This is a genomic window from Rufibacter ruber, from assembly GCF_014138425.1.
GTDB classification, from domain to species: Bacteria; Bacteroidota; Bacteroidia; order Cytophagales; family Hymenobacteraceae; genus Nibribacter; species Nibribacter ruber_C.
Genome location: NZ_JACJIQ010000017.1, coordinates 13,078 through 36,432, shown reverse-complemented (window position 1 = coordinate 36,432; position 23,355 = coordinate 13,078). Strand labels below are relative to the sequence as shown.

General features: G+C 49.2%; 31 protein-coding genes. 23 read left to right on the top strand and 8 right to left on the bottom strand.

Annotation, left to right across the window (positions count from 1 at the left end):
- Position 1 precedes the first annotated feature (1 nt).
- Both FHS90_RS17580 and FHS90_RS17575 read left to right on the top strand, forming a co-directional pair.
- Positions 2–583, top strand: a complete 582-nt coding sequence (locus tag FHS90_RS17580; RefSeq protein ID WP_182514016.1) for an exonuclease domain-containing protein — start codon at positions 2–4, stop codon at positions 581–583.
- An 11-nt stretch (positions 584–594) separates the two neighbouring features.
- On the top strand, positions 595–954 hold the full coding sequence (locus FHS90_RS17575) for a hypothetical protein (RefSeq protein WP_182514015.1): 360 nt from the start codon (positions 595–597) through the stop codon (positions 952–954).
- A 44-nt stretch (positions 955–998) separates the two neighbouring features.
- On the opposite strand, the gene FHS90_RS17570 is transcribed toward FHS90_RS17575, so the two are convergent.
- From FHS90_RS17570 to FHS90_RS17535, 8 genes are all read right to left on the bottom strand, one after another.
- Positions 999–1,454, bottom strand: a complete 456-nt coding sequence (locus tag FHS90_RS17570; protein ID WP_182514014.1) for a hypothetical protein — start codon at positions 1,452–1,454, stop codon at positions 999–1,001.
- Entirely contained in the window at positions 1,451–1,654 is a 204-nt protein-coding gene (locus tag FHS90_RS17565) for a hypothetical protein (protein ID WP_182514013.1), read from the bottom strand. The genes FHS90_RS17570 and FHS90_RS17565 overlap by 4 nt, the downstream gene beginning before the upstream one ends.
- 9 nt (positions 1,655–1,663) lie before the next feature.
- Positions 1,664–2,185 (bottom strand): phage virion morphogenesis family protein, encoded by a 522-nt coding sequence (locus FHS90_RS17560; RefSeq protein WP_182514012.1) that lies wholly within the window; start codon positions 2,183–2,185, stop codon positions 1,664–1,666.
- Positions 2,185–4,077 (bottom strand): phage portal protein family protein, encoded by a 1,893-nt coding sequence (locus tag FHS90_RS17555; RefSeq protein ID WP_182514011.1) that lies wholly within the window; start codon positions 4,075–4,077, stop codon positions 2,185–2,187. The genes FHS90_RS17560 and FHS90_RS17555 overlap by 1 nt, the downstream gene beginning before the upstream one ends.
- 147 nt (positions 4,078–4,224) lie before the next feature.
- Complete coding sequence (locus tag FHS90_RS17550; RefSeq protein WP_182514010.1) at positions 4,225–4,638, bottom strand: phage protein Gp36 family protein; 414 nt, start codon at positions 4,636–4,638, stop codon at positions 4,225–4,227.
- A 1-nt stretch (position 4,639) separates the two neighbouring features.
- Positions 4,640–6,199 carry a hypothetical protein gene (locus FHS90_RS17545; protein WP_182514009.1) on the bottom strand — a complete coding sequence of 520 codons (1,560 nt, stop codon included), beginning with the start codon at positions 6,197–6,199 and terminating at the stop codon, positions 4,640–4,642.
- A gap of 103 nt (positions 6,200–6,302) precedes the next feature.
- Positions 6,303–6,761: a terminase gpP N-terminus-related DNA-binding protein gene (locus tag FHS90_RS17540; RefSeq protein ID WP_182514008.1), complete on the bottom strand. Its 459-nt coding sequence runs from the start codon at positions 6,759–6,761 to the stop codon at positions 6,303–6,305.
- 43 nt (positions 6,762–6,804) lie between these two features.
- Complete coding sequence (locus FHS90_RS17535) at positions 6,805–7,587, bottom strand: DNA adenine methylase (protein WP_182514007.1); 783 nt, start codon at positions 7,585–7,587, stop codon at positions 6,805–6,807.
- Between the two features lie 199 nt (positions 7,588–7,786).
- Between FHS90_RS17535 and FHS90_RS17530 the strand changes: the two genes are divergently transcribed.
- The 21 genes from FHS90_RS17530 (at position 7,787) to FHS90_RS17430 (ending at position 23,337) form a co-directional block, all read left to right on the top strand.
- Positions 7,787–8,773: an HK97 family phage prohead protease gene (locus FHS90_RS17530; protein ID WP_182514006.1), complete on the top strand. Its 987-nt coding sequence runs from the start codon at positions 7,787–7,789 to the stop codon at positions 8,771–8,773.
- Between the two features lie 24 nt (positions 8,774–8,797).
- Entirely contained in the window at positions 8,798–9,721 is a 924-nt protein-coding gene (locus FHS90_RS17525) for a phage major capsid protein (RefSeq protein WP_182514005.1), read from the top strand.
- 37 nt (positions 9,722–9,758) lie between these two features.
- Entirely contained in the window at positions 9,759–10,103 is a 345-nt protein-coding gene (locus FHS90_RS17520; protein WP_182514004.1) for a hypothetical protein, read from the top strand.
- Positions 10,104–10,190: 87 nt separating this feature from the next.
- Positions 10,191–10,724: a D-Ala-D-Ala carboxypeptidase family metallohydrolase gene (locus tag FHS90_RS22800; RefSeq protein ID WP_343049767.1), complete on the top strand. Its 534-nt coding sequence runs from the start codon at positions 10,191–10,193 to the stop codon at positions 10,722–10,724.
- Positions 10,725–10,746: 22 nt separating this feature from the next.
- Entirely contained in the window at positions 10,747–11,196 is a 450-nt protein-coding gene (locus FHS90_RS17510) for a hypothetical protein (RefSeq protein ID WP_182514003.1), read from the top strand.
- A gap of 40 nt (positions 11,197–11,236) precedes the next feature.
- Positions 11,237–11,560 (top strand): hypothetical protein, encoded by a 324-nt coding sequence (locus tag FHS90_RS17505; RefSeq protein ID WP_182514002.1) that lies wholly within the window; start codon positions 11,237–11,239, stop codon positions 11,558–11,560.
- On the top strand, positions 11,560–12,810 hold the full coding sequence (locus FHS90_RS17500; RefSeq protein ID WP_182514001.1) for a DUF2586 family protein: 1,251 nt from the start codon (positions 11,560–11,562) through the stop codon (positions 12,808–12,810). The genes FHS90_RS17505 and FHS90_RS17500 overlap by 1 nt, the downstream gene beginning before the upstream one ends.
- Positions 12,803–13,225 (top strand): hypothetical protein, encoded by a 423-nt coding sequence (locus FHS90_RS17495; RefSeq protein WP_182514000.1) that lies wholly within the window; start codon positions 12,803–12,805, stop codon positions 13,223–13,225. Before FHS90_RS17500 ends, FHS90_RS17495 begins: the two co-directional genes overlap by 8 nt.
- An 8-nt stretch (positions 13,226–13,233) precedes the next feature.
- The gene (locus FHS90_RS17490) at positions 13,234–13,545 is read left to right on the top strand and encodes a hypothetical protein (RefSeq protein ID WP_182513999.1); all 312 of its coding nucleotides are present in this window, start codon (positions 13,234–13,236) and stop codon (positions 13,543–13,545) included.
- Positions 13,546–13,619: 74 nt separating this feature from the next.
- Entirely contained in the window at positions 13,620–13,766 is a 147-nt protein-coding gene (locus FHS90_RS17485) for a hypothetical protein (RefSeq protein WP_182513998.1), read from the top strand.
- 220 nt (positions 13,767–13,986) lie between these two features.
- Positions 13,987–16,152, top strand: a complete 2,166-nt coding sequence (locus FHS90_RS17480; protein ID WP_182513997.1) for a phage tail tape measure protein — start codon at positions 13,987–13,989, stop codon at positions 16,150–16,152.
- Position 16,153: 1 nt separating this feature from the next.
- Entirely contained in the window at positions 16,154–16,786 is a 633-nt protein-coding gene (locus FHS90_RS17475; RefSeq protein ID WP_182513996.1) for a DUF6046 domain-containing protein, read from the top strand.
- Positions 16,786–17,742, top strand: a complete 957-nt coding sequence (locus tag FHS90_RS17470) for a hypothetical protein (protein WP_182513995.1) — start codon at positions 16,786–16,788, stop codon at positions 17,740–17,742. Before FHS90_RS17475 ends, FHS90_RS17470 begins: the two co-directional genes overlap by 1 nt.
- A complete protein-coding gene (locus FHS90_RS17465; protein WP_182513994.1) occupies positions 17,714–18,298 on the top strand; it encodes a hypothetical protein in 585 nt (194 codons plus the stop codon). Before FHS90_RS17470 ends, FHS90_RS17465 begins: the two co-directional genes overlap by 29 nt.
- On the top strand, positions 18,298–18,591 hold the full coding sequence (locus tag FHS90_RS17460) for a hypothetical protein (protein WP_182513993.1): 294 nt from the start codon (positions 18,298–18,300) through the stop codon (positions 18,589–18,591). Before FHS90_RS17465 ends, FHS90_RS17460 begins: the two co-directional genes overlap by 1 nt.
- 35 nt (positions 18,592–18,626) lie before the next feature.
- Positions 18,627–19,103 carry a hypothetical protein gene (locus FHS90_RS17455; protein ID WP_182513992.1) on the top strand — a complete coding sequence of 159 codons (477 nt, stop codon included), beginning with the start codon at positions 18,627–18,629 and terminating at the stop codon, positions 19,101–19,103.
- Positions 19,103–20,374, top strand: coding sequence for a hypothetical protein (locus FHS90_RS17450; RefSeq protein WP_182513991.1), 1,272 nt, complete (start codon positions 19,103–19,105; stop codon positions 20,372–20,374). Before FHS90_RS17455 ends, FHS90_RS17450 begins: the two co-directional genes overlap by 1 nt.
- 1 nt (position 20,375) lies before the next feature.
- Positions 20,376–21,221 (top strand): hypothetical protein, encoded by an 846-nt coding sequence (locus FHS90_RS17445; RefSeq protein WP_182513990.1) that lies wholly within the window; start codon positions 20,376–20,378, stop codon positions 21,219–21,221.
- 16 nt (positions 21,222–21,237) lie between these two features.
- Positions 21,238–21,987 (top strand): hypothetical protein, encoded by a 750-nt coding sequence (locus FHS90_RS17440; RefSeq protein ID WP_182513989.1) that lies wholly within the window; start codon positions 21,238–21,240, stop codon positions 21,985–21,987.
- 45 nt (positions 21,988–22,032) lie between these two features.
- Positions 22,033–22,527 carry a hypothetical protein gene (locus FHS90_RS17435; protein WP_182513988.1) on the top strand — a complete coding sequence of 165 codons (495 nt, stop codon included), beginning with the start codon at positions 22,033–22,035 and terminating at the stop codon, positions 22,525–22,527.
- A gap of 3 nt (positions 22,528–22,530) precedes the next feature.
- The gene (locus FHS90_RS17430; RefSeq protein ID WP_182513987.1) at positions 22,531–23,337 is read left to right on the top strand and encodes a hypothetical protein; all 807 of its coding nucleotides are present in this window, start codon (positions 22,531–22,533) and stop codon (positions 23,335–23,337) included.
- The last annotated feature ends 18 nt before the right edge of the window (positions 23,338–23,355 follow it).

The window sequence follows — 23,355 nt, the reverse complement described above, 5'->3', positions numbered from 1 at the left end:
AATGAAAATAGTTTCCATTGACATAGAAACAACCGGCCTTGACATCAACTTGTGTCAGGTGATAGAGATTGGGGCAGTAATAGAAGACCCTGTGAATATTGTGCCTCTAGAGGAGCTACCAGAATTTAGGGCTATGCTTCATTATGATACTCTGCACTGGGAAGAAGTAGCTCAGGGGTTACATAAGGAAAGTGGTCTTTTGGAAGAATGGGAGGCAGCAAAAGCCCAAGGTTTGTTAACACAGCCTGAAAAAGTAGCATCTATGTTTAGAAGCTTCTTAATTGAAAATGGCTTTGTTCCTGGTGATGAGGGGCAGGTTGTTATATTAGCGGCAGGGAAAAACTTTACAAGATTTGACCGACCTAGACTGGAGAAGCTACCTGAGTGGAAAGCAAATATCAGATTCCATAATTGGGCTTATGATCCTTGCGCCTACTACATAGATGTGAAGACTGACCAGAAGCCGCCTGACCTTAAGGAGTGTAAAAGAAGGGCTGGCTTAATAGAAACTAAGGTTATACACAAGGCAGTTCCTGATGCTAAAGCAATTATTGAATTATTAAGAATTAAAAACATCTATTAAATGATACTCTTATGAAAAAGTACCTGTTCATTTCCCTCATTCTTTTAGCTTTATATTCTTGTGATGGCAAGCAGGCAATCATTGAGAAAACAGCCCGTGAGCGCGTAGCTGAAAGGCTTAAATCTCCGGATACAGCTGATTTTATTAGTGCTGAAATAGTTGGTGGCACAATGGATACTGCTTACGTGGTGCATGTGGTGGTAGATGCCCAGAATGACTTTGGTGCAAAGAAGAGGAGCTCTTACCTGGTAGCTTTAAAACAAGATGGGGAACGGTTATACTGGGATCAGGAGAAGGCAGTACAGGAAGCGGGTGTTAAGCCAACAAAACAAGAGATAGCCCTTATGGCTCAAATAAATGACTTCCAATAAAATTAACTTTAAAAGTGAAAAAGCCACCTATTAGGTGGCTTTTTTTATGCTGTTACCTCTAGCTCTGGGGTCATACTTTGGGAGCGGCCCACGGCTTTGTAATCATCTGTGTACTTAAAAGTGAAATCCTGAACCATCTGCTCAATACTGTCATGCTTTGTGTCCTGATAGATTTTAACCCTTTCCATCGGTGTCAAAAGCGGGCCACCGGAAAAGCCTTGCAGTACTTTGTAAAGCTCCTGGGCACGGCCTAAGAGAACGTCACCATCTTCTGTGCCCTTGCCTGGCAGGCGCACCCGTAAAGGAGCCACTGTGCAGTGTTGCACTCCACGGGAAACAGTAACAGTAGTAATATTGGCAAACTCTAGGTATACTACATCAAGGCGTGAAATAACACCTTTGCCTTCGTTGCTTAGTTGGTTGTTCCAACGTTCCACTTTCTTAATGGAAGGAATCTTTGAAGTGATATGTTGCCTCAGCGCTTGAATTACCTCAATCATGACTGGTTATAAATTACGTTTTCAATAGTACGGGCAGTAATGAAATAACGGCGCTCAAGTACCTGCATGATCTGCTGGGGCTGGAGTTGAATGAATACCTTTTCTCCTGCATATTCAACGGCCACTGGCTCGGCTTTGAGTTTTTGGAAGTCCCTCCTTATCCTGGTGTTACGCTCCCGGTTCAGCTCTTGGTCTCGCATAGTATATTATTAACCAAATATACGATTTATTTCATGTTCCAAGAGGGAATTTAGCATCCTGTCCACCTCAGGGTTGTCGCCCATAAACTGCCTTTGGGGCATATTGATAGTCCTTTCCAGGTAAGCTTTTTTAGAGAGCGCCATATACTTCCATTTGTCGTCTTCAGTCTCATAATACTTTGCCCAGAAGAACTTGCGCATAGCATTTGTGATGGTGATTTCCTGCGCTATCTGACCACCTTCATTATGGATTTCGGCATAGGGCGCATCTGTTTTGAAGTATATGGTCTTACCTTTTACTTCATAATCAATGGAGCGCCTTAGCCTACCTGAGCCCTTCCCAATCAGGATGGCCCTGTCCGGGTCTTCATCATTTTTCCGCTTCTCCCAGGGGTCACCGTAGAACCCGCCCTTCTGGAAGTTTTGGTCAATGCTGGCCATCACCTCATTTGCCCCCAGTTCCGGCAGAACCTTCACCAGTTGCCTCAGTTGGTTGGCCATTCTGTGAACGTCTTCAGAAAAATCTTCCATTATGCAGCCCTCCTAATCTTATCATGGATTTCCTGGCCGTTCACGTCAAAGTACTGGTGAGACTCTGGAAAAACCACACCCGTTATTCCTGTATTATGGGAGAACATTTTAGGCAAGGCTGGCAATTCCAGGGCTGTAATATCAGTTGCCTCACGTCCTGCCCTTGGCACCCGTATAATATTGCAACGGCACTGCCAGTCAAAGGGAATCCAATGGGTTTTCCAGAAGTCATGGTCAGGAGGCAATGTAATGCCTTCAAATTTCCTATGGGAGCCACGTACCCTGTTGTCACCGGCTGTAGTAACCTTAAGAAAATAGTATTCTTTGTTCTCCTGGAATTTTTGCCACTTGGCAGCACCTTGGCCTGAGGCTACTGCTGTGTTGTACTCAGCTGCCAAATGCTGCACATTGTACTCCTCGTGTTTCAGAAGCGCTTCTTTCTTGAAAGAGTTCCAAGGCCTCAGTTCACCCTGCTCATTCTTGAGCAAGCCGTTTAAATCCATCAGCAGCTGGTAGTTCTTGAAAGCAGAAAAGATAAAGACGTTCTGTTCCATTTTCTTCAGGAACAGGTAGTCTGGAGAATTATATTTCACCCCAGCCAGGCCTTTTCCGAATCCATCTTCCACTGCACTGAATAGCTCTACCCTCACAAGCTCCTGTACTGCCTTCCATTCCTTGCTTTCAAGAAAGTCTATAGGCTGTTTGTCTGGGTTTGCGTGCAAGAGCGCGGCCAATGCCTTTGTTCTCTGAAGAAGCCGTTTTCCTGACTTGGCTGATAGCGTGTACATCAGCTGGCCACAGCAGCTGTCAACCCCACCCCCTAAGGAATGGGGCTGGTTAAAATTTAGGGCTTCTTTCTCCTCCTTTCCCTTCTTTGGGTCAGTTTCCGGGTCTGGCTTCTTCTTGTTGCCATCGCCTCCGTTACCCCGTTCATTCTCCTCATCAATCCATTTACGCCACTTAATAAACTTGCCTTGCAATGGGTAGCCCCAATCCTTCAGGAACGGTAATAGGGTAAAATTCCAGTAGAAGTACATGTACCTCATCTTAGCCTGGATAAAATGCTCTTCCACACGCTCATGAACCTCGCCTTTGTATTGGCCACCGGCGGCATCACTCGTCATGGTTTGCCCGGTTAGAAGCTTTGATATTTCGTCATTGGAGTACAAGCCAATCTCCTTATAGATCAGATGGCCATCTTTATCTTTCACTTCCAGTAAGTCTAGCTCCTCATCAATGTCAGTAATGATGTAACCATTAGAACCGAGGTTCTGCAACATGGCTTCCTTTTTATCCAGAATATCATCATCAGTCTCTTCCGTTTTCAGGTTTACCAACGGCTGGCCATACTTCTCACTTCTTCTGGCCCAGTCGTTCCTGGCATGTCTCTTCCAGGTTATATCTGGGCCAACCTTCATGAGCAGCCCCAAATTATCCGGTTTGCCAATCTCCAGGAGTAGCTTTGTAAAGTCGCCTCCTTCGCGGAAAGGCAAGCCTACCTCATCTTTTAAGCTCAATAATACCTGGCCCAGTTCTGGGACCACGTGCTCACGGGGTATGATATCAAAACGGGTGAATTCCCCTTTGAAATCACCTTCAGAATCAGGATAGTCAAAGTTTACCAGGGTGTGGCCATAGAGCTCAGTGTCCAAGATGGTACTATTGAAGTCATAGAACCAAGGCCGCAAAAATAGCTTTAGGGCATCCGGATCTTCTTTCCCGTTTTCATCAACTACTACAAAGGGCTCTGCCAACACTTTATTCTTTAGTTTGCTGACATTGCCGCTCAAATGGCCATCAATCATATACTGGTCATACAAAGCCAGCAGTTGTGCCCTCCTGGGTTTTTCAGGGTTTTTGGCGGTATCTACGGCACGCTTATAGTTTGCCATATCAGCTGTCACCTTAGTTGGTTTCTCTTTGGTGACACGGTTGCGCAGCCTGTCCTTTGGCTTGCTGGAGGTCTGGGCGGCTAGCCTATTTGTTATAGGCCACTCCCCAGAAAGAAGTTTGTTAAAGCTGAATTTCATATTATTGATTTATAGCTGTTCCCTAAGTGACTGGCTTCCCCAACGGAAGGTGCGGCCTTTGCCAGATTCTTCCTGGTACCGGGGCAATTCAGGCAATAGCTCCCCCTTCTGGACCCGGCAGAGCCAGGTGATGGCGGCTTTGTACCTGGTTTCCCTAATGTCTGAGACATCACGGTAAGTGCCGGAAGGAATGAGGTTCCAAATAGAAAGGTCTGCCATTACTTCCACTATCTTGGAGTTTCGCGATTCTCCTTCAGTGGCAAATATGGCGGCTACATCAAACCGTGACCGGAGGTAAGAGCTGATATCTTCCTGGGCCTGCCGCTCAGCTTTACGCCGGGTTTCCGGGTCATTTTCTGAAAATGCCTCTAAATCTTCCTGGTCGATGAGTCCTTTGTAATCTTCGTCTGTTAAGAATGCCATATTAGAATGCTCTTGAATTGCTTAAACTGTACCTGCCGCTTCGGGCGCTCCTGGTGCCGCCCCGGCCTTTCTTGAATAGCTTCTGCCAGGCAGATTCGTCAGCATCGGGGCTATCATCTGGCCAGGCTCCTTCTTCCCAGGCAGTGAGGTGTTCAATGCCTAGTATCATGTCTGGGTCTTCCTCTTCCTGGGCACTGTAGAAAACAGAACCATTTTCGTAGTGCACAGACATAGAACCAATCCGGTCATCTTTGTCTCCCTTCTTCTCTTTGTCATACCGTATGAATTGCTGGGCAGTGAGTCGTTCAGCTTCAGCTTCAATAATCGGCTTCAGCAACTCCTTTTGGGTGGCGTTTGCTTCTACCCAGCACTTTACTTTTTTCTGTACTGGCACAGGCAAACTGTAATAAAAATTGAACAGCCACCGGATGGCTTTGGCCGGGGTTTCCTTTTGACGCACGTAAGCCTTAAGGCAAATGCGGTTCTGGCCCTGCCTGGCCCAACACTTGATGGCGGTGAAGTCTGAGTTGTCTGAAGTGGAGTAGCTCATGTCTCCGTAGATGACAATGGCATCATACTCGGTCCACTTTTCTGGCGGCAGCGCCTTCATATACTTTACCCACTCCGACAGAAACACCCCGCCATCTTCAATAGGGTTGTTCTGGAATTCCGTCTCAAAGGCTTTCCAACCGATGTCTGTCCGGAGCTTGGCGTAGTATGTTTTGGTGTACTTCTGCGGCCAGCTGGGCTCACCCTGCTCATTGAGGGCATTTACTTTCTTGTGGTACCAGTGGGGGCGCTCCTTCAGAATGGTGGCCAGGATACCGTTTTTGCAGATACGGTTGTTCACTAGCAAAAAGCGCTGGATACCTATGTCCATTGTAGGAATGACTGCCCTAAAAATCCACTCTACAATTTCCCTGATGCGGCTTTGGTTCTTTTTCAGTTTGTCGTCATCACCGTCATCTAGTACAATGTAGTCAGGGCGGTCGGCTCCGAACCTGGCACCCCGTGGGGGTTGGCCCATGCCCAATGCAACAAAAGCCACCCCCTGCAAGGTTTGAAATTCGCCTTCTTCCCAGGAACCTTCTTTCTTCTGTTCACCCCAGTCATGGATAAACAGGGCATTGTGGCTCAGTTCGACCTGAACATCCTGCAATAGGCGTTTGGCTGTCCTGAAGTTCTTTCCTATCAACAGCATGAAATTCAGCTGCCTGATAGGAGCCTGTATCATGAGCCAAAGTGGAAGGAAAATATCTGCGTGTGTTGATTTGGCCAGACCGCGCCCCCACTCAAGCACCCCTTTAAGATATGGGTCATTGAGCACGTCATTGGCTGTCTCAATATGGAAGTCACCGCAGTGGGTCAGGTTCCCAAGCTTGTCTTTGGTGTAATGCTTGAAATAGGTGGTGACAAAGAAGTCATAGTCTACCATTGCCCGTTCCTTCCTGGCCTTCTGTTGGGCGGGTGTCTCAAAGGCATCGGCAGTGCTCGCCCTGGAGACTTGTTGTACCAGGTCTTTCCATCTTTTGTGCAGGTTCTTCTTCTTGGACAGGCTCACGTGAAAGAGGCGTTTTAACGGGTTTTAAGATAAAGTGGGGTGCTAGGGCGATTTATTCTGGCGGGAACGGTGTGGCGCGATTTAAACAGGGTTTAAACACATTTTAACTCTTGCTTAGGTCTGACAGCTTCTTATCAATGAATTGATCCAAGTGCCCAATCATTTTTTTAGCAGCCAGGGAATCTGTATTGAAAAGCCAATGGGTGAACTCTTCAAACACCTCTACATAGGTGTCAAGGGCTAATTTTTTATCTAACTCAGCTATGGATTTGGTCAGGTTCTTAATGCGCAGAACCTCCTTATCTGTCAGCATGCGGTTGTCCTGGGCTTGGGCGCTTTGCTGTATCTGTTGAATCTCCAGGAAGAAGTGCCTAATGATATTCTGACGGCCACTGTTCTTGATAGCCTTCTTCATTTCCCACTCATCAGCTTCCTTCCAGGCACAGATGGTTTTAGGAGTTACGCCAACGCGGGCCGCAATTTCCTCTTGGGTTTTGTTTGTGTTCAGGTACAGCGCTTCAGCCAGTTCCCTATTCTCTGATTTTGCGGTTTTCTTAGCCATAGCCGGAAAGAATGAAAGGAGCTTACGGGCTCCTTGTTTTGGTTTAGATTGGGTAATTGGCGGTAAGTACTTCCACCTTGGTTTTTTTGACGTGTTTGCTGACAGCGACCGCTTTCTTTATTTCCACCTGGTACCAGCCATTCTTTTGGGCGTACCTGGTTAAGATTTCTGAAGGGTAGCTACTCAATAGGAACTTGCCCTGCACTTTCTCCAGCACCTGAAGGTCACGTTCAAAGTTTGCTTCAGAATATCCGCCGTAGTGACCGCAGTCGCTGTTGAAGTATGGCGGGTCAACGTAATGGAAAGCATCGGTACAATCCCTGCTCTGGATAACCTTGTGAGCCTCATTGCACTCAATTTGCACATGGCTCAAGCGGTTGGTGTAATCTTCCCGGTTAAATCTGTCCTTAGCATTCATTACACGCTTTGCCAGGCTGTTGGAGCTTTTGTCAAATCCCCAGGTTCCGATTTTACTGGCAAACCCTTGGATGGTCAGTACCCATAAGGCCCAGGCTCTCTTAGTTCTTCCGAATAACTCAGGTGTGTCATAGATGGCCAGGGCTGACTTGTAAACCTTCCGGCTGTGCAGTGTGGCATTGATAAACTTTGCAAGCTTGCCTGGCTTGCTCTGAAGTACCTGGTAGAAATTCACAATCTCCCCATTCAGGTCATTCAGTACTTCTACTTTAGCGGGCTCTTTGGCCCAGAAAACGGCAGCACCCCCGGCAAAGGCCTCGGTGTAGACGTTGTGATGCGGAATTCGCGGCAGGATGTGCTGTAGCATCATCTGCTTACCGCCATAGTAAGTGATTGGGGTTTTAATCATGCGTGTGTTTTAGTTGGAATTAATAGAGCCACAAAGAAAGTGGCTCCGGCAGGGGTGGGTTGTAACTATTTCCCATGATGGGTGCTGTTTGGCACCCATCATGGGGAAACTGCCTTTACAACAGGCTCTGAATGAGGCTTCCTTTGTGCCCTACAATGTCAACAACTGACTGATTCTATGGGCACAATGACCTCACACAATGGCTAGATTCATTTTATCTGATGAAAGCGTCAACCGCTACGGCTACCGGGTGCTAACAGCCGGGATTGATATCAAGGCCTTTAAAAAGAATCCCGTCATGCTTTACATGCACGACAGGAGACGTGTACCCATCGGTAAATGGGAAGATATCAGAAAGGAAGCTGATGGCACCCTGACTGCCGAAGCCGTTTTTGATAAGGAAGATGAATTTGCACAGTCCATTGAGAGCAAGGTTGACCAGGGGATACTGAGCGCAACTAGCATTGGCTTTGATGTGACCGAGCTTTCTGAAGACACTAAATACCTCTTGCCTGGCCAATCAAGGGCTACCGTCACCAAATCAGAACTGCTGGAAGCCTCTATAGTGGACATACCTGGCAACAAAAACGCCATCAAATTAAACTTTCCATCCAAGGGGCTTTCCCTTTCCGGTGACGTTGACACCCAATTCCTCAACAGTGTATTACCTCAATTAAACCCTTCATTTGATATGAAAAAAATCATTTCAGCGCTGGCGCTTTTGGGTGCCAGCCTAGACCCTGCATTGACTTTGGCAGAAGATGCCAATGAGGATCAGGTAGCCGAGCACATCGGCAAGCTGGCCGCAAAATTCAAAACTTCCCAAGCTGAGCTCTTGGTGAAAGTGGGTGAAGCCACCGGCCTGGTAACTGATAAGAACAAAGCCAGGATTGAAAAGCTTGCCCAGGCTGATGCTTCCTTAGCATTGGAGTTCCTTTCTGAGGAGAAGCCATTGGCTGCGGATACCTCAAAACCTGAGCCACGACTGGCAGATGCACTTAAGGAAATTGCCAGGCTCAATGCAGGGGGTAGCAACAGCCAAAATACTCCTAATGACCCTAGAGCAGCCTGGACCATGCGCGACTGGGAGAAAAAAGACTCTAACGGCCTCCTGGCAATGAAACAGAATGACCGTGAGCGTTACAACCAGCTTTTCAAAGCTGAGTACGGCACCACCCCTAAATAAGTGTTCTACTTTAAGATTATATAAATGGCAATTCAAAAAGAGATTTGGGCCAGGGATATTGCTGAAAATATCTACCCAGACAACAGCTTCTACCTAAACTCACGTGATGACAGTGAGTTTTTGGAAGGGAAAAAAGTGCACCTGCCACAGGCTGGGGCAAAGCCCAACGTGGCTATAAACAGAGCATCTCTCCCAGCTGCTGTCCAGAAACGCCAGGACACCACTGGGGACTATGAAGTAGATGAGTTCACTACTGATCCAGTGGTAATTCAGCACACTGAGAAGATTGAGGCCAGCTACAACAAGCGCCAGTCAGTGTTGTTTGACCATACTGAAACTTTGAAAGAGTCAGTGGCTGACCAATTGGCACACAGATGGGCACCTTCTGCCGCGACCAACATCATCAGAACCTCTGGGGAGTCTAGAGCTCCTTATTTGACTAGCCAAACTGGGAACAGATTAGCACTGACCAAAGCGGATTTTATTGAGCTTGACAGACTGTTCAACAGAATGGACATTCCAATTGCTCAGCGGTTCGCCCTGATTGATGCAGACCTGTATTCTGATGTCCTCAAAATTGAGGATTTCATGAAAGTTGAAAAGCTAGGCTCTGATATTCTGGTGAATGGTGCCATCGGTAAAATCTTCACTTTCCAGCTGTTTGTGAGATCTAGAGGCATTGTTTACAATAATGCAGGAACACCTGTTGCAAAGGCTCCTGGTGCTGCTACCGCCATTGCAGACAACTTAGGTGTTCTTGCCTGGCATCAGAACTTCGTTCGCAGGGCCGTGGGAGCTACCTCAAATGGTGGTATAGAGATTTTTGAGAAAGAAGCTGACCCTCAGTTCTACGGCGATGTTTTCTCTGCGCTAGTTAGAGCCGGTGGCCGCAAGGCCCGAACTGATGAAAAAGGTGTTGTAGCCATTGTTGAAAAAGCTGCGGCATAATTAAGGAGGCTCCGTGATGGAAGATTTAGGCTTACCAATGCAGGTTTGGAATTTCGGTGCCTACGGGTCTGTGCTGGTCATTCTGGTGCTGGTTATCCGAAGCATGATGAAAAGCTTCACCAACAACATTGACCGCCGTGAGCAGGCCCAGTCCGACCTCTTTGGGAAGTCAATTGAAGCCATCACGGAGCACACTAAGGTGCTACGGGAACTGAGTGAGCAGAGTGAGGTGAGGCACCAGCAAACAATCAAACAGATACGGCGCTCAGAGGGCAATGTGAAGCGGCATATTGATAAGCACATGAAACCGCTTCCCCAACCTAAGGCGCAACCCGCCACCGAGGGCTTCAAACCCGCAGTCCCTGTGCCGGGACAGAATTAACAAAGGTGCCTCCTGCCGCCCGGTGCTAGCCCTGTAAGGCCACACCCGGCGGCGGGGCACAAACTTTTCAATTAAACTATTAATCCCGTGAGAAATTCAACTAGAAGAGTATTGTTAGTGAGCTTGATTGCCGTAGCGGCAGTTGTGGTTCTTTCTGCCATTGTATACCAACTGTTCCCGTTTGCCCCAGCAGACGGGGAGTTGGTGGCTAATTACCAAACAGCGGGGGTCTGCCTCCTGGCTTGTGGCACCAAGGTTGACCTGAAGAATTTTGACTTGAAAGAGTTTGATTCTCCTGACCAGCCTGGCTCCGGCAAATACATGAAGCCTGACACCCTGGACAGGTTACAAGTTGCCAGAACACTGGCAGGTATTCCTTTTGCCATTAATAGCGGTTACCGAACTCCTGCCCACAATAAAAAAGTAGGTGGCACCTCACTGAGTGCACACACAAGGGGGCACGGTGTAGACATTGCCGCCAATGCCAGTACCACCCGCTTCAAGATTCTGAAGGCGCTCATTGCAGCTGGATTTACCCGCATTGGAATTGGGAAAGGCTTTATCCACGCAGATGATGATCCCACCCTTCCACAGGAAGTGGCCTTCCACTACTACTCTTAGTTTCCACCTAACCACTATAAACGTGAAAAAACTGATCCAAAGAATTATTGCCTTTTTAGGCTTGATGTGCAATGAGGCTAAGCGCTTCATGCAGGAAAATGTAGAGCCAGCTGTAGACTTCCTGGCTGTCATCAAGAAGTTGGCTGACAACCCGGCGCTTGATGTGCTGACTACCCTCACAGCAACCAAGTTTGATGACACGGCTCTTGCAAGCCTTCGCTTTTGGCTTGGCAGGGCTATCTCTGTACTTGACCTTCCACTTGAATGCGCTGCCAAGGCTACCACGTTGGACGGTAAAATCAACTGCTACGTGGAATACCTGAGGGGGTTGCCGCCGATTCTACGGAACTCTGTGATTGCTAAAACAGCTACCGTGATGGCCCAACTCAAACCAGGTATAAAGGGTGGGTTAAAGGAATCAGAGATTGATACCCTGGTACACCTGGCAGTTCTGAAACTTAAGTCAAACTAAATCTTGCCAGATGAACCATAATAGGAAAGAATTGGTGCGGATGGCCAAAGAGTACTTTGACTCCAATCCTGAGGTGGATGTATTATACGCCACCGGCCATGATGCAAATTTCTTTCTGCCGAGCCGGAAAGATTATGCAGAGTTGAACGCAAAAAGGGGCAATGTGGAGGTGGAAGAAATCACGCGCAAAGAGGTAGAAGAACCTGCAAAGCCTGAGACACAAGCCAAAGCCCCAGCCACCAAAGAGAAGGCACCAAAAGTGCCAGCCACACCAAAGAAATCAAAAGGTAAGGCAGCAACTACCGAAGCTCCTGCTTCTACTGGTAGCGCCACCGATTCACAACCTAACCCGGAAGCTGAATAATGAGACCGAATGTTAAAGTGATTTTAGGCAACGGTACCCTAGGTACCGTTGCCACCTCATTGGATGGCGTTTGTCTTCTGGTGATTGGGGCCACCGCTGATTATATCGCAACTGTGGAAGCGGCTAGAGCAGGTGCTTCAAACGGTCTTGTAGTCCTTCAGCCGAAGGATGCCGAGTTGGTGGCCATCACAGAGGCAAATGACCTGGCTGAACAATGCCTGGTGTGGGAACACATCAACGATTTTTACCAGCTGGCCCCGTTGGGCACTGAGTTGCACGTGCTTCTCCTGGATTCTGCCGTTACCCTCACCAATACCTTCACAGAGGCGCATGTAGCTTACGCCAAAGTCCAACAATACCTGTACAGCAAGAGCGGACGCATCAGGATGCTTGGGGTTGCCTTGAACCCTGCGGTGGCAGAAGTGGCCACAGCTGCTGGTATCAGTGCTGACCTGGCTGCGGCTATTCCTTTGGCTCAGGCGTTTGCCCTAAAGGAGTTTAGCTTGCATCGCCCGCTAGATATTCTGTTAGAGGGACGCAAGTTTGACACCACAGCAGCCCAAGCCACAGACTTGAAAACGCTTAATTCAAATTCGGTTGCCATTGTCATCGGGAAAGATGCCCTAAGGGCTGCTGCACTTACTCTGGCTGGGCACACTAATGTAGCTTATGCCCAGCTTGGGAAGGCGTTGGGTAGAGCAGCCTCTATTCCAGTTCACCGGAACCTTGGGAGGGTGAAAGACGGTGCGGTGCCAGGCGTTGCTCAGGCAGCTTTGTCAGGAGGGGATTTGATGAGTTCTCTGAGTGAGGCTGATTTAGATGTTCTTACTGATAAGGGCTACATCTTCTACTTGATGCACGCCGGGAAAGACGGCTATTTCTTCAATTATGACAGCACTTGCGCCCCTAAAACAGATGACTACTGCACGCTGAGCCGTAGCCGAACTATCAAAAAGGCCTCTCGCATTGCCCGTGCTGTTTACCTAGAGGAGTTGCTTGATGAGCTTCAGGTTGACCCAGACTCCGGTAAGCTGTTAGCAATTGTGGTTGCAGGTTTCCAGAACACTCTGGAAAACGCCATAAGCACTCAAATGGCTGGTGAAGTTTCAGGTGTTGAAGTTGAGTTTTCGGCTGATCAGAATGTACTGGCAACCAACAAAACCCAAGCTACCCTGCGGGTGGTGCCCCTGGGCACCAATGAGCAAATTGAAACCAAAGTAGAGTACTCTAATCCTTCTGCAAATGATTAACGGTAAAGAATATTCCTTTCAGGACATACAGGTTTGGTTCGCGGGAAGGCAGATAGGCTGCCTTCAGGAAATCACTTATAAGGAGAAAACTGACCGCAAATTCATCAGGGGGAACGCACGCAAGGCCAGTGCCTATGCGGACGGTGAAACTGAATACACGGGAGCCGTGGGCTTTATCCAAAGTGAAATGCAGGCATTGATTGACTCAGTGCCTGCCGGGCGTTCAGTGACCACCTTGCCCCCCTTTGACATTGTGGTGATGTATATCCCAGATGTAGACAATCCAATTATCAAGAAGCACCTAATTAAGGCTGTTTTACTTGAGGAGTTTGAATTCAGCTCTAAGGCTGGTGACCTTAATCAGGTTATCACTCTTTCATACCAGGCTGCTGACATTGATTTTAAAGCTAAATAGTTATAACCGTGGAACAACAGTATAAAAACATTACTAAAGAAGAAATCGCCAAGCTCAAAGAAGAAAATGGCGGCAAAGTAAAAGAGGTTGAAGTTGATGGGAACCTGTTCCTGTTCAAACAACCTAGCCGGGCTACGGTTAAAGCTGCCAATAAGACCTTGGTACAAACCAAAAGCCCGGATGATTACGCAAACATCATCATTGCAAACTGCCTACTGAACAGTAAGGACATTGTTGACAATGATGATGAAACTTACTTCACCCTTCAGTCAAAAGTTGACTGGATTGTGACCTCTAAGGTAGCTGAAGTAAAAAACTAATAAACGAGGCGAAGGTCACCGAGCAAACCAGCTTCCTTCGCCTCGTTGACTCCCAGATTCGCTACTATTTCAGGATGTCACAGAAAGAGGTAGATGACCTTGGTGACCAGGAGTGGGCAGAGCATTTTGCAGACCTCCAGTACATTCGGGAAGAGGAGATGAAGCACCAGGCTAGGATTAATGCCCAGATGACTGCCTCTATGCTCGGCGGATCATCTTAGTGCCGAATACCAAGATCCCAATTGCCGGAAGGCTCCACCACCCTAAGAAGAAAATGAGAACCCCTGCCCCTAAAACCCAAAAGAAGGCAGGGGAAATCATTTGTAACATAAACAGACCGCTTCTGATGAAGGCAAAGGTGATAATGCCCAGAAGTGCCAGTCCTAGTAAATCTGCTGCGCCCATACAGGCTTAAACGAAACCTAAAAGGAAAAGGACACCATGAATAACTATCAATGGGTAATTAACCTGGTAGATAAGGCAACTGCCCCAATGCAGCGTATCCTGGAGAAAGCTGACGGCATGGGCAGGACAATGAAGACAACAGCCCTTTCTGCCAGTATGCTGTTTTACCAGCTAGGCAGCGTTAACATGGTGGCTGACTCGTTCTCACGTGTTGAACAGTCAATATCCCAAGCCGTCAAACCTGGTGAGGTCTTTGAAAGCACGATGGCTGAAGTAAAAGCCATTACTGGTGCCACTGATGCACAGCTGAGACTCATGGAAAAAAGTGCCATTGATATGGCTTCAGTGATGGGCGGTTCAGCATCCAAGAACCTTCTTTCTTTCAAAGGTGTTTTAGGCGAACTAGGGCCACAGATAGCAGACAGCCCCCCGGCTCTGGAGAGCATGGGGCGTTCAGTAAATATTCTGTCCAAGTCAATGTCTGGAGACACTTTAGGTGCAATGAAGGCACTTACCACTGGCCTCCAGCAATTCAATGTAGACCTGAAGAACCCTGAGAAGGCAGCTAAAGCCATGACTTTCCAAATGAACGTCATGGCAGCTGGTGCCAATGCCGGTGCTGCTGAGGTGCCCCAGATTGCAGATGCCCTAAGGGTGGCAGGTGTAGCCGCAAGCGGTGCCCGTATTAGTTTCATTGAAACAAACGCAGCCATCCAGGTATTAGCCCAAGGTGGCCTGAAAGGTGCCGAGGCGGGTACTGCCCTGCGTAATGTTATCGCTAAATTGGGTGAAGGAAGATTCCTTCCTAAAGACACCTTAAAAGAGCTGAAGGCAGCTGGTGTAGACATTGCCAGGCTGTCTGATAAAACATTGCCCTTCACTGAAAGACTTTCCGAACTTAATAAAATAGCAACTGACAGCGCTTTGGTTACTAAGCTCTTTGGCGCTGAAAACATGAATGCCGCCAATATTTTGATTAAAGGGATACCTGCCCTGGGCGAATTTCAAACAAAATTGACCGGAACCAATGCCGCAGTAGATGCTGCTAACATCATAATGGACACCCATGCAGGCAAGATGGACAGGGTGAAGGCCGCATTTGAGAACACAGCAATTGCCGCCTTTCAGGCGCTGAAAGCTTACCTGCCCTACATACAGGCAATGGGTTTCCTGGCATTGGCTACCTCACAACTTTACCCCGTATTGCTCTTGGCTGGCCAAGGACTCAATTGGGCCAGAATACAGCTTTGGGGTTACATGGTTTCTCTGGGCAAGGCTTCACTGGCCGCGTTACGATTTTCTGCCCAAATGATTCTTACCTCAGTGCAAGGTGTTGGGTCTTTCATAATAAGCTTGGTCAGGGGTACAGCGTTCACTGGCATGTTTGCTACCAGCCTCAGACTTCAGGCTACAATGGCATTGGTAGTTTTCCAAACAAAGCTTAAAGCCTTTTCCTTCCAGGCATTCATTGCAGGGCTGTGGTCAAGCAGTGTGGCAGCAATGAGGGCCGGTGCCAGTTGGCTTTGGGCTGGTATCACAGGATTACCTGCATTGGTTACCGGGTTTCTTGCGGCTACGGCTGCCCAGTGGGGCTTGAACGCTGCTATGACGGCAAACCCAATTGGAGCCATCATTGTAGGTCTGTTAGCCATCGGTACTGCGGTCTATATGATTATAAAGCACTGGGACACTGTAAAAGTGTGGTTGTTGAACATGGGCAAATGGATTCTGAAGTTCAACCCCTTTACCCTCCTGGTAACGGGCCTGATGAACATTTTCCCTGGGCTGCGCACCTGGTTCAATAAAATTTGGGAGATGTTCACTTCTTTCATGGGGAAGCTGTTTGGGAAGGTGAAGTTTATTTGGGATAAGATTGCTCCCATGCTTGGTTTAGGCACCTTCAATGTCCCGGCAATAGACAAAGGCCTTTTTGCAGCTGAAGACCCAGGTGCCGGAACAGGATCAGGCACTGGGGCAACACCTGATGCCATTGGTAATAACTCCAGTGTGGCCAGCTCTTTAAACTCTATCTCAGGCAGCGGCTCAAAACCTACCAACATCAATATTACTATCCAAAAGTTTCAGGACAAGATTGAGGTACATACAACCAACATGAAAGAGGGTGTAAATGATGTTGTAAGTATGCTTGAAGAAGGCTTGACCAGGGTGGTAAATGGGATAAACCAGGTAGCCAGAGACTAATATGGAAAATGTGTCTAAACAACCAGCTGAGTTTAATATCAACTTGTTGGATATCTATAATGCGGTTTGGAAGCACCTGCCGTTCCCGGCTGCAAAACGTCTTCAGGAAGCTTACAATAAGGCTGAGTTTACTCAAAGCAAAGCTGAAGGAATAGGTTATGAAGGGGTGCCTCTTTCCATGCTGGGTACACCCCAATTCTTTGAAATCACCATCGGCGGTCTGAAGCTTCCTAATACCCCTTTGATTACTATTTCTGGGGCAAAAGATATTGTGAAAACAAAGATTGCGGGAGGGAATTTCAGTGTGAAGGAAATAATTAGCCTTGATGACTACAAGATAAATATTAAGGGTGTTGCAACCAATGCGCCTGGCCAGAGAGCTATCAGTGGCACAGTGCCTTCTGATTACCCAGAAGATTGGGTCAGAAAGCTGCGGGAAATGTATGAAAGGAACGAGGCGCTAGAGGTAAGCTGCCAGCTTTTAAGCTATTTCAACATTAACCAATTAGTAGTGGAAGGCATTGACTTTCCAGCCGTGCCAGGTGCCCAAGGCTTTGTGCCTTATGAAATCAATGCAATAAGTGATGCTCCGGTAGAACTGGAACTTAAATCTAAAGCCGGGGAGGTAAGGTAATGGCATTCATTCTGACTTGTGAAATTTACATTGGGCCTTATGTCTTCAGAAAGATAAACAAGGTTAAAATTAAAAATACCTGGAAGGAATTAGGTGCTGAAGCCACTATTAGCCTTTACAACTTAAAGGGAAAGTTAGAGCAAGCAATTACTGCAGGTATGCCAGTAGAAGTTTGGCTAGGGTATGATGGTATTCTACGGAAAGAGTTCAGTGGCTATGTGCGTTCAATTAGCCCTAAGATTCCCTTTGAGGTAGAGTGTGAAGATGAAGTGTACCACCTAAAGCGGAAAACGGTCAATAATTCCTGGAGAAGTATATCACTTAGAAATTTACTAGAGTACCTGATGCCCCATGCTGTTCTTAGTGCAAATATTCCAAATGTCATTCTATCTCCATTCAGGTTGAATAAGGTGACAGTTGCTGATGCGTTGAGAAAACTCAAAGAAGAATATTTAATGTGCGCCTACTTCAGAGATGGAAGGTTGTTTGTTGGTCTGCCTTATACTGAATTTTCAAGTCAAAGCGGTGTGCCAGGCGGTGCTGCCATTTATGATTTCGCCAAGAACATAGCTTCTGAAGGGAGCCTAACCTACCGGAATAAAGAGGATGTTCGGCTCAGAGCTAAGGTAGTTAACATACTTAAAAATAACACTCGGCAACAAATAGAGGTGGGTGACCCGGATGGGGAGCTTCGCACCTTAACCTTTAGGAATGCAAGCGCAAATGAATCAGAACTGAGAAAGTTGGCAGAACGGGAGCTTGAGAAATATAAGTTTGAAGGGTACAGAGGCAGTTTTACTGGATTTGGTTTACCATACATCTCTCATTCAGGCACAATTGAATTGCGTGACTCCAGATACCCTCAGAGAGCGGGACGCTATGTTGTAGACAGTGTCAACACAACCTTCGGTGTGGACGGCTTCAGGCGTGAAATTGAAATTGGCAAAGCGGTTTAATATGAGTGCAGAAAAGGTTAAAAGCTTACTTAAGCAGATTCTAGGGGACGTGCCTGGAATGGTAATAATGGGCACCGTGACTGAGTTAAATCATCAGGACAGAACTTGCGACATATCACCTGAGGACGGTGGTGCTGATGTTCTGGACGTGCGTTTGAGGCCGCTAGTTGACGGGAAAGACACAGGGCTAAATCTAACACCTGCAAAGGGAGCCCATGTGGTCGTTTTGATGATAGATGAGAATGATGGCTTACTGATCAGCTGTACTGAATTAGAAACTTTCCAGGTTAAAGTGGGGCAGCACCAGGCAAAGCTTGATAAAGAAGGTTGGTGCTTCAACTCCGGGGATAACGGTGGTTTAGTGAACTGGCCAAGTCTCGTAGAAGAATTGAATAAAACCAACTCTTTTGTTCAGGCCATCGCAGAAGCTCTGACTCAGTTTGTGCCAGTATTTGGTGACGGGGGCGCGGCACTTAAAACCTTTGCGACTACAAAGCTTGGAGCCCATCAATTAGGTTCATTCGATGGTTTAGAAGATTCTAAAGTGAAACATTAATGGTTGGAGACTTATTACTTACTGAAGATGGGGACTTGCGGGTTGAAAATGGTGACCTGGTTATTGGTGATAGCCAAGAGCAGCACATTAAGCTGGTAACATTGAGCGCTCCTGGCTTCTGGAAAGACACCCCTTTGCTAGGGCCAGATTTAGCTGGTTTCCTTCTGGATGAGACTAATTTGTCTGAGTTACAACAGGCGATTCAGAAACACCTTGAACTGGATGGGTGCAAGGGGGTCTCATTTGAATTTAACGACAACGGGCAATTTAAAGCTAAGGGATATTACGAATGATAGCGGCAGACGGAAATAGCTTGATAGACCTTTGTTTGAAGACATACGGCACCCTGGAAGCTTATTTCAATTTTTGCCAGGGAAATGGACTAGGCCTGAGCGCTGAGCTGGTGCCTGGCCAGGTGCTTGAGGCGGTTGATTTCACACCCCCCCCGGTGGTGCCAAAGCTTCCATCAGTGCCAATGTTCATTGCCAGAAAAGCTGTCGTAAGCGAAGGGCAGAGTTTCCTGGATGTGCTGTTGCGGGAGTGCGGCACATTGGAGAAAGCCCTTGAGGTAGCACAGCTGAACGGATTCGGGCTCACCACGGCTCTGGCCATCGGACAGAGCATAAGCCTTCACGGCATCACCCCTAACGCAGTGGCAAACTATTTCAACACCAGGGGAATCCGCATCAACACCCACACCCCAGGCCAGACGGCACAGGGCGGCCTGCCAGACGGTGTGCTTCTGGCGGACGGTGACGGGAAATTCATAATTGACTTTGATAACGCATACATAGCAGTACAGTAATGGCAGAAGTAAGGAAAGGAAACGAGTTTGACCCCGGCGCACCCAGCGCCAATGACCATTTCCCCTTCTGGAGCGTGGGGTTGGGCAAGTTCCTGCACATCAAGTGGGGCGGAATGGTGCAGGCTCTCAACACCGCCCTGGGCGATCTGTTTGAGGCCAAGGGGGTGGCGGCACAGCTGCTGCAAGGGCTGAGGGGCGGCGTGGAAGTGGACGGCGACACGCTGGCCAAGCTGCGGGCGCTGATCAGTACGCTCCAGACAGTTTCCGAGGCTGAGCAAACCAAAGTAGCGCAGCTGCAGGCGGCCATTGCCAGTGATGATCTCACGCTGGACACGGTGCAGGAATTGGTGACGTACATCAAGGCCAATAAGAACCTCATAGACTCCGTCACCACCAACAAGCTGGACAAGTCTGTTTACGAGGCCTTCCTGATCCAGTATGCCAATGACCTGGCGGGTAAGCAAGGGAAATTGCCAGCCCCGACCTCCCCAGGCCAAGCCCTTACTTCGGATGCTTCTCTTGGGTTGGTATGGGCGGCTCTGATTGCAACTGCAGGCGGGTCTGTGGAGGGGGCGCTTCAAACCAGGGGTGTTGACGGGAAGGTCACGGGAACTGACCTGCTTTTATGGAATCAGGCGCTTAGGCAGTTTGTCCTGGGTTCTGTTGACCTGCCCGCTTTGATGCGGGTTTACGGCAATGCCTCTGCCAAATGGACCATCCAGGACGGTCTGCCTTGGGAGGTTGTCATCAATGACAACATGCCCAACTCCATCACATTCCGCACCAAGAGCGGTACCGTTCTATTCCAGATTGACACAACAAGCAATAATGAGAAGACAATCACCTTGCAAAGCTCCGAGCTGAACGGTGGGATTTATGCCCCGGTGAGGGAGCGTCAGGTTTATGTTGACACTGCCTCCACGGCCAAGGCATTTGCCGGAAGGGATACACATGCAGGCGTGTTCGAGGTTGTGAATTTCCCTGTTGCGAATGCCGGGAACTGGATAAAAGCGGAGTGCTGGATCGTGGCAGGGGATGATCAGGGTGAAGTCGGGGTTGATATTCACCTTTCGCAGACCTGGCAGCGCGGTGCGGCAGGAATCCACCGCGTAGACTCAAGGGTAGCGGAAGTTCATACCTACGGGGCGGCGGGCGCACCTTCGGCAACTTTTGAGGTGAGCGGTGACGGCACTGGGATCGTGCTTGCCATCACGCCCGGTGTGGCGACTGCATTGAAATGGAAGGTCTACTGCCCTAATATGAAATACTGAGATGGCCAACTATTCAGAGTACACCGGGTTTGAGGCAACGGGTTTTACTGTTGGGGGCTTCACCATACAGGATGCGAGGGGTGTCGTGTATTGGGAAAACCCTGCCAATAAAGTGGAACTGGCCAGCGGTAACTATATAGCTAGTGCCACAGATATGGTTGCAGGTATTGTCTTACAGAAGCAGGCGATCAATTCAAGGCCAGAGCTGGTTTATAAAAACGGTGTCCCGCTCATTAAAACACGCAATGGGGGCCATTACCTGCGAAGCGCAGCCAACAATTTGGCTCCGTCCTTTAAATTCAATTTTCTGGGCACAGGTGTTGATTTTGACTTCTGGATGTGCCTTAAAGACTTCACAGGAACTGCGTTGGCCACTAATTCCCTTGTGAATATTATGATATTGTCTTCAAGCGGCAATACTGGGTTCTATGTAAACCATAACAATGCCTCTGGGGTCAACCGGATGTCATGCGGTATACCTGGTGTTCTTTTCATGGAAACAGCCAACAACGGGTTCCCTTCCGGTGATACGATCATTAAAGTGAAGGCAAGGCGGGTGGGTTCCACGAACTACTTTTACTTGTACAGAAGAAGGGTGGCGGCAGATGCGAACGGCGTCAGGACTCTGTTGGCTTATGAGTTGATAGCGCAGGGAACCTCTTCAACCGCGCCAAAGAGTGCTTTAACCTATACATCAGAACAAGTGGTATTGGGGAGTAATGCTTTGTCCTGCTCCTTCTATGACATCGTGTTCAGGAGGAGGGACCTGGGGCAGACGCAGGCGCAGCTGGACAAGGATGAGGAGGACATTGACGCGGACCTGGCTTTCAGGTTCCTTGGCATGTAAACAGACAAAGAGAAATATGGGAAAGACAATAGCAGAGTGGCAGGACTTCATAGAGGCTGAGAAAGCCTCTAAGCCGGAACTGGAGGGAATCAACACCGCCAGCGCCACGGGCGTGTGGAAGAACATCAGGGACACCTTCGCCTTCCTGGCCTGGGTGCTGGAGAACCTGTTCACCACCTTCAAAAAGGAGGTGGACCAGCGGATAGCCGAGTCGGTGCCGTTCACCGACCGTTGGCTTGCAAATGAGGTGGCCAGGTTCCAGTACGGTGACCCGCTCAGCTTCGACCCTGAGACGTGGCGCTACTACTACCCGGTGGTTGACCCCGCCAAGCGCATTATCACGCAGGTGGCGGTGACATCTGCAAACGGCATTGCCCTGGTGAAGGTGCGCAAGGCAGACGGGCCGCTGGGCATTGAGGAAATCACGGCACTGACCGCATACGTGAACGAGTTCCAGGTGCCCGGCTCCAACATCAGCATCATTTCCAAGGGCTCGGACCTGATCAGGCTGCCTCTGGTGGTGTATTATGACGCACTCTATGAGGTGGGCGCGTTACGGGCGGCGGTGGAGGCCGCCGTGGAGGCCCATATCACCACCCTGCCCTTCAACGGGGCCTTCTACCTGTCAAGGCTCCTGGACGCGGTGAAGGCCGTGCCGGGCGTCAAGGACGTGGCGGCTGCCGGGGTGACCGCCAAGTTTGAGGGGGGGGCAGGAGGTGGCCGTGAGCCGCCTGTACTACCCCGTTTCCGGCCAGCTGGAGATTGACCCGGACAACCCGCTTTCCCTCACCCTTGCAATGGAGCCGGAGCTATGAACCTGAACATCTACAGTTTTGACGGGAAGAGGCTTTTCAAAGACTATCTGAGCCCCCTGTTAAGGCAGCCGGTGATGGTTTCCCTCCTGTCTTGCGTTCTGGCCCCTGTGTTCTCCATCCACGCCGCCTTCCTCGCCTTCACGGTTGAGAGGAGGCGCATGGTGGGCTACAACGGGCAGACCATCTGCCTGCGGCACCTTCTGAACGAGCGCTTCGACCCGCTGCTGTCCCAGATCTACATCACCAACCACGTGGTGGCGGCGGACGGCGTCTACCTTGCCCACCCCCAGGACTCCGTGCAGTTCTACCTGGGGGTTGACGCTGAGTCGGGCGGCTATCTGGCCGTTGACCGGGAGCTCAACCCGGAGGCGGTGAACTTCACCGTCTTCGTCCCACAGCGCCTGGGGGCGCTCCTGACAGACCCGGCCATACGGGCACTCATTGACAATTACAAACTGCATGGCACCAGGTATGCCATCAAAACATACTGACAGATGAAAAAGCTGAACACGAATTTTATTGAGGTTGGGGCCCGTCAGCCGATGGGCAAGCGCTCGGTTGAGCACCTCCAGCAGGGGTTTGCCGAGGCACTGGAGGCGTTGGCCAGGGGTGTCATCGGCGGCCATGCCGGGGTGGTGATCCTGCACGGTGCCGAGGTGTCCAGGAACGGCCAGGATTTCACAGTCACGGCTGGCGCTGCATTCTACCAGGGCGAAATCTACCTGGTGCCAGCTGCGGCCTTCACAGCCCCGGCTGGGCAGGTCGGGGTGTGGAAGGTAAGGGAGGTGTTTGCCGGGGGTGACCCGGTGATGTTCACCGACTTCCAGCTGAGGAACGTGCATGCCGTCAGGACGCTTGAACTGGAGGCCGGTGCTGCCGGTTCCGGCGTTGCGGACTATGCTGATGTGAAGACGTATTTGGGATTGCTGGGCCTTGACAGGTTCGCTCTTGCCGAGCAGGCAGAGCCGATGCTGCTGTCCTATGATCATGGGAGTGATTATGGTTCCTGGCCAGCGGCAAAGTATAGAAGGGATTCACTTGGTACCGTTCATCTTTCAGGTGTCAGAAACCTGCAGCCGTTCGGTGTATTCCCCCTTACCACCGTTAGGATAGCGACCCTGCCTCTGGGGTTCAGGCCAGCAGAGGTAGTGATGTTTTTAAGCAGATCCTTGGATGGGCAACTGTACAGGATATTGGTTCATCCAGACGGTGAGGTTCGTCTCACAATGGAGACAGCGGTTGATAACCAGACCGAGGTGAGAATAAGCCTCTCAGGCATGAGTTTTCAGGTAGTGAGTTGATGTAAACCCTCACATTAG

What these genes read in the sequence shown, in the direction of transcription:
- FHS90_RS17580 (WP_182514016.1), top strand. Translation starts at nt 2, where the DNA reads ATGAAAATAGTTTCCATTGACATAGAAACAACCGGCCTTGACATCAAC.
- FHS90_RS17575 (WP_182514015.1), top strand. Translation starts at nt 595, where the DNA reads ATGAAAAAGTACCTGTTCATTTCCCTCATTCTTTTAGCTTTATATTCT.
- FHS90_RS17570 (WP_182514014.1), bottom strand. Translation starts at nt 1,454, where the DNA reads ATGATTGAGGTAATTCAAGCGCTGAGGCAACATATCACTTCAAAGATT.
- FHS90_RS17565 (WP_182514013.1), bottom strand. Translation starts at nt 1,654, where the DNA reads ATGCGAGACCAAGAGCTGAACCGGGAGCGTAACACCAGGATAAGGAGG.
- FHS90_RS17560 (WP_182514012.1), bottom strand. Translation starts at nt 2,185, where the DNA reads ATGGAAGATTTTTCTGAAGACGTTCACAGAATGGCCAACCAACTGAGG.
- FHS90_RS17555 (WP_182514011.1), bottom strand. Translation starts at nt 4,077, where the DNA reads ATGGCAAACTATAAGCGTGCCGTAGATACCGCCAAAAACCCTGAAAAA.
- FHS90_RS17550 (WP_182514010.1), bottom strand. Translation starts at nt 4,638, where the DNA reads ATGGCATTCTTAACAGACGAAGATTACAAAGGACTCATCGACCAGGAA.
- FHS90_RS17540 (WP_182514008.1), bottom strand. Translation starts at nt 6,761, where the DNA reads ATGGCTAAGAAAACCGCAAAATCAGAGAATAGGGAACTGGCTGAAGCG.
- FHS90_RS17535 (WP_182514007.1), bottom strand. Translation starts at nt 7,587, where the DNA reads ATGATTAAAACCCCAATCACTTACTATGGCGGTAAGCAGATGATGCTA.
- FHS90_RS17530 (WP_182514006.1), top strand. Translation starts at nt 7,787, where the DNA reads ATGGCTAGATTCATTTTATCTGATGAAAGCGTCAACCGCTACGGCTAC.
- FHS90_RS17525 (WP_182514005.1), top strand. Translation starts at nt 8,798, where the DNA reads ATGGCAATTCAAAAAGAGATTTGGGCCAGGGATATTGCTGAAAATATC.
- FHS90_RS17520 (WP_182514004.1), top strand. Translation starts at nt 9,759, where the DNA reads ATGCAGGTTTGGAATTTCGGTGCCTACGGGTCTGTGCTGGTCATTCTG.
- FHS90_RS17505 (WP_182514002.1), top strand. Translation starts at nt 11,237, where the DNA reads ATGGCCAAAGAGTACTTTGACTCCAATCCTGAGGTGGATGTATTATAC.
- FHS90_RS17500 (WP_182514001.1), top strand. Translation starts at nt 11,560, where the DNA reads ATGAGACCGAATGTTAAAGTGATTTTAGGCAACGGTACCCTAGGTACC.
- FHS90_RS17495 (WP_182514000.1), top strand. Translation starts at nt 12,803, where the DNA reads ATGATTAACGGTAAAGAATATTCCTTTCAGGACATACAGGTTTGGTTC.
- FHS90_RS17485 (WP_182513998.1), top strand. Translation starts at nt 13,620, where the DNA reads ATGTCACAGAAAGAGGTAGATGACCTTGGTGACCAGGAGTGGGCAGAG.
- FHS90_RS17480 (WP_182513997.1), top strand. Translation starts at nt 13,987, where the DNA reads ATGAATAACTATCAATGGGTAATTAACCTGGTAGATAAGGCAACTGCC.
- FHS90_RS17475 (WP_182513996.1), top strand. Translation starts at nt 16,154, where the DNA reads ATGGAAAATGTGTCTAAACAACCAGCTGAGTTTAATATCAACTTGTTG.
- FHS90_RS17470 (WP_182513995.1), top strand. Translation starts at nt 16,786, where the DNA reads ATGGCATTCATTCTGACTTGTGAAATTTACATTGGGCCTTATGTCTTC.
- FHS90_RS17460 (WP_182513993.1), top strand. Translation starts at nt 18,298, where the DNA reads ATGGTTGGAGACTTATTACTTACTGAAGATGGGGACTTGCGGGTTGAA.
- FHS90_RS17450 (WP_182513991.1), top strand. Translation starts at nt 19,103, where the DNA reads ATGGCAGAAGTAAGGAAAGGAAACGAGTTTGACCCCGGCGCACCCAGC.
- FHS90_RS17445 (WP_182513990.1), top strand. Translation starts at nt 20,376, where the DNA reads ATGGCCAACTATTCAGAGTACACCGGGTTTGAGGCAACGGGTTTTACT.
- FHS90_RS17440 (WP_182513989.1), top strand. Translation starts at nt 21,238, where the DNA reads ATGGGAAAGACAATAGCAGAGTGGCAGGACTTCATAGAGGCTGAGAAA.
- FHS90_RS17435 (WP_182513988.1), top strand. Translation starts at nt 22,033, where the DNA reads ATGAACCTGAACATCTACAGTTTTGACGGGAAGAGGCTTTTCAAAGAC.
- FHS90_RS17430 (WP_182513987.1), top strand. Translation starts at nt 22,531, where the DNA reads ATGAAAAAGCTGAACACGAATTTTATTGAGGTTGGGGCCCGTCAGCCG.